Consider the following 3,990-nt stretch of genomic DNA (forward strand, 5'->3'; position numbering starts at 1 on the left):
CCATGTCGGTGACATGCAGCAGGCCGTCGATGCCGCCGAGGTCGACGAACGCACCATAGTCGGTGATGTTCTTGACCACGCCTTCGACCACCTGGCCTTCCTCGAGGTTCTGCACGATTTCCGAACGCTGTTCGGCGCGGCTTTCCTCGAGCACGGTGCGGCGCGACACCACGATGTTGCCGCGGCGGCGATCCATCTTGAGGATCTCGAAGGGCTGCGGATTGTGCATCAGCGGGGTGACGTCGCGGATCGGACGGATGTCGACCTGGCTGCGCGGCAGGAACGCCACGGCGCCGTCGAGGTCGACGGTGAAGCCGCCCTTGACCTGGTTGAAGATGACGCCTTCGACGCGCTCACCCTTGGTGAACTTCTCTTCGAGACGGACCCAGCTCTCCTCGCGGCGAGCCTTTTCGCGCGACAGCATGGCCTCGCCAAGCGCGTTCTCGATGCGCTCGACATAGACTTCGACGGTGTCGCCGACCTTGAGGGAGGATTCCTTGCCCTTGGCGCCGAATTCCTTCAGCGGCACGCGGCCTTCGACCTTGAGGCCGACATCGATGATGGCCATGTCCTTTTCGATCGCGGTGATCGTGCCCCGGACAACCTGGCCCTCGCCGGAATGGCCGGCGGTGAATGATTCTTCGAGCAGGCTCGCGAAATCATCGCGAGTGGGATTAGCAGCTGACATTGTTTCTCCTGGAATGCCCCGCATGAGCGAAGCGGGCGCCGTGGGTTAGCGTTGCGTGAGCCTGCCGGCGTTCCGGGCTGAAGAGCCCTTGGCCGCGGTTCAGGCGGCAAGTCCGGCGCATGGAGAATGCTGGCAGGCTGGTTCGTGCCCGATATGGGTATTTTTCTCGCGTTCGGCAATCGCAAGCGCGTGAGAAAACCTTGATCAGGCCCTGTTTCTCTTGGCCAGGACGTCGTCAACGATCGCCATCGCCGCCAGAAACGCGGCTTCTATAGCCATTTCGCTCGTATCAAGCAAGTGCGCGTCTCCCGCTGGCTTCAGCGGCGAGTCGGCGCGGCCCATGTCGCGTTCGTCGCGGCGCTCGATGTCGGCAAGGATCGTGGCGAAGTCGGCGCTGCCGCCCATGCTCTCGATCTCGGCCAGCCGGCGCCTTGCCCGCACCGCGGCACTTGCCGTCACGTAGAGCTTGATATCGGCGTCGGGGCACACGACCGTACCTATGTCGCGGCCGTCGAGCACCGCGCCTGGAGGCGCCTTGGCGAAAGCCCGCTGCTTTTCGACCAGGATTCGCCTTACGGTAGGAATGACCGCGACCTTGGAGGCGGCCTCGCCCACGGCATGTGCCGAAAGCACTGTGCGGTCAAGGTCGGAAAGGTTCACCTGGCGCGCAGCGGTTTCGGCTGCCGAGACATTGTCCAGCGGCAGGCCGAGCTCGAGCAGCTTGTGCGCCACCGCGCGGTAGGTGAGGCCGGTGTCGAGCAGGTTCAGCCGGTAGTGGTCGGCCAGCCGGCGGGCAAGCGTGCCCTTGCCGGCGCCGGCGGGACCGTCGATCGCGATGGTGAAGGGGATGCTCATGGGCGGATCGCCTCTGCCGAAAGAACCAAGCGCCGCGATCCTTCGCGCCCCCCTCTGTCCTGCCGGACATCTCCCCCACGAGGGGGGAGAATGGCAGTTCGGGCGCCCTGCTCATTCTCGCGACGCTGGTGATTGGCGAAAGCTGCGATGACAGCTGATCTCCCCCCTTGTGGGGGAGATGTCCGGCAGGACAGAGGGGGGCGCTGTCCCACCAACCTCTCAGGTCGGCTCAAGTTCATTGCCCGTCACTCGATCTCCGCGCCCAGCCCCTTCATCAATCCCATGAACTCCGGGAAGCTCGTCGCGATCATGTTGGCGTCGTCGATCGTCACAGGCTTCTCGGTCGCCAGCCCCATCACCAGGAAACTCATGGCGATGCGGTGGTCGAGATGGGTCTTCACAGCCGTGTCCGGGCCGTTGGGGTGAGCGCCCAGCCCCTTGCCGCCCGGCTTGCCGCGCACCGCAAGCGAAGCCTCACCCTCGGTGCAGTCTACGCCGTTGAGCTTGAGGCCGTTGGCCACCGCCGAGAGCCGGTCGGATTCCTTGACGCGCAGCTCTTCCAGCCCCTGCATCAGCGTCTCGCCCTCGGCGAAGCTCGCGGCGACGGCCAGCACCGGATACTCGTCGATCATCGATGGCGCGCGTTCCGGCGGCACCATGACGCCCTTCAATTCCGAATGCCGCACGCGCAGATCCGCCACGTCCTCGCCGCCGGCATTGCGCGGATTGAGGATGTCGATCCTGCCGCCCATCTCCTGCAGCGTCAGCAGCAGGCCTGTGCGAGTCGGGTTCATCAGCACGTTTTCGATCATGATGTCCGAGCCCGGCACGATGAGCGCCGCCACCAGCGGGAAGCCGGCCGAGGACGGGTCGCCCGGCACGGCGATCGTCTGACCGGTGAGTTTGCCTTGGCCCTCGATGAAGATGTGGCGCACGCCGCGCTCGTCGATCTCGACCGATAGGTTGGCGCCAAAGCCCTTCAGCATCTTTTCGGTGTGGTCGCGCGTCATCACCGGCTCGATCACCGTGGTGATGCCCGGCGTGTTGAGGCCGGCAAGCAGCACCGCCGACTTCACCTGCGCGGATGCCATTGGCACGCGATAGGTGATGGGCGCGGCGTGCTTCGGGCCGCGCAGGGTGATCGGCATGCGGTCGCCGGGCGCAGCCTTCAGCACCTGCACGCCCATCTGGCGCAGCGGGTCCAGCACGCGCCCCATCGGTCGGCCGGAAAGTGAGGCATCGCCGATGAAGGTCGTTTCCATGTCATAGGTGCCGACAAGCCCCATGGTCAGACGCGAGCCGGTGCCTGCATTGCCAAAGTCGAGCGGGCCTTCCGGTTGCAGCAGCGCGCCGTTGCCGGTGCCGCGGATCACCCATTCGGCGCCGTGCTTCTCGATATGCGCGCCCATTGCCTTCATGGCGGCGCCGGTGCGCATCACATCCTCGCCTTCGAGCAGGCCGGTGATGCGCGTTTCGCCGGAGGCGAGGCCGCCGAACATGAAGGAGCGGTGTGAGATCGATTTGTCGCCTGGCACCCTGGCGGTGCCGGAAAGGGCAGGAGACTTGCGGGCCGTTGCTGGTTTAGCTGCGGCTGAATGAGACATTTTGTCTTCCAAATGAAATGCCGGCTGGCCGGCGCAGTTCGTCATGTTTGCGGCGGTCTCGTATCACGGCACGCCGCAATGGTCATCCCCTCGCGGCGCCCCTCGAACGCAAGCTTTTGCAACGCCGGCTTTTGGCTTTGACAGCGCGGAAAACTGCGGTTAAGGGGACCATTCTTTTTTTGACGAGGCCTGCTGTGGCAAAAGCTGAACTTGGCACGAAGCGTGTCGACCCCGAAACGGGGCGGAAATTCTACGACCTGAACAAGGACCCGATCGTCTCGCCCTATACCGGCAAGAGCTATCCGCGTTCCTATTTCGATGAAGGCAAGATTTCCGCCGTCGAGGACGACGAGGATGTCGCCGACAAGGAAGTGGATGGCGACGAGGAGGAAGGCGCCGAGGTCGTCTCGCTGGAAGAGGCTGACGACGAGGCGAAGGGCGGCGGCGACGATCTTCCCGATCTCGGCGACGACGAGGATGTCGATCTCGGCGATGATGACGACGATGACACCTTCCTTGCCGACGAGGAAGAAGAAGACGACGACGTCTCCGATATGATCGGCGTCGGCGACGACGAGGACGAGGTCTGATTTTTATTGTTTGCCGGCCATTTTGGCCTGTGACGAAAAAGCGGCTTTTGAAGGCTTGATCTTGTCCGAAGGCGGCGCTAGAAGCCGCCAGCACTAAACGACGGCGCGGTTCTCAAAACCCGCGCCGGATCTCTTCGCCGGAAACGGCGCCGGCTGACTGCCGGGAGTGGGGCCATAGCTCAGTTGGGAGAGCGCTTGAATGGCATTCAAGAGGTCGTCGGTTCGATTCCGATTGGCTCCACCAAACAGTCTC

At 64.0% G+C, this 3,990-nt stretch carries 4 protein-coding genes and 1 tRNA gene; 2 read left to right on the forward strand and 3 right to left on the reverse strand.

Features of this window, described 5'->3' with window-relative positions; genetic code table 11:
- The 3 genes from Q0L57_RS07585 to aroA all read right to left on the reverse strand — a co-directional run.
- The coding region (locus Q0L57_RS07585; protein WP_296740534.1) for a S1 RNA-binding domain-containing protein at positions 1-688 on the reverse strand (688 nt) is incomplete at its 3' end.
- Positions 689-892: 204 nt separating this feature from the next.
- Positions 893-1,543, reverse strand: a complete 651-nt coding sequence (gene cmk, locus Q0L57_RS07590; RefSeq protein WP_296740536.1) for a (d)CMP kinase — start codon at positions 1,541-1,543, stop codon at positions 893-895.
- A 245-nt stretch (positions 1,544-1,788) separates the two neighbouring features.
- Positions 1,789-3,147 (reverse strand): 3-phosphoshikimate 1-carboxyvinyltransferase, encoded by a 1,359-nt coding sequence (gene aroA, locus Q0L57_RS07595; RefSeq protein ID WP_296740538.1) that lies wholly within the window; start codon positions 3,145-3,147, stop codon positions 1,789-1,791.
- A 194-nt stretch (positions 3,148-3,341) separates the two neighbouring features.
- Here aroA and Q0L57_RS07600 point away from each other — a divergent pair, with 194 nt between their 5' ends.
- Both Q0L57_RS07600 and Q0L57_RS07605 read left to right on the forward strand, forming a co-directional pair.
- The gene (locus tag Q0L57_RS07600; RefSeq protein WP_296740542.1) at positions 3,342-3,737 is read left to right on the forward strand and encodes a TIGR02300 family protein; all 396 of its coding nucleotides are present in this window, start codon (positions 3,342-3,344) and stop codon (positions 3,735-3,737) included.
- A gap of 168 nt (positions 3,738-3,905) precedes the next feature.
- Positions 3,906-3,981: transfer RNA gene (locus tag Q0L57_RS07605), tRNA-Ala, on the forward strand.
- The last annotated feature ends 9 nt before the right edge of the window (positions 3,982-3,990 follow it).

The organism is Mesorhizobium sp., from assembly GCF_024509055.1.
Classification (GTDB): domain Bacteria; phylum Pseudomonadota; class Alphaproteobacteria; order Rhizobiales; family Rhizobiaceae; genus Mesorhizobium.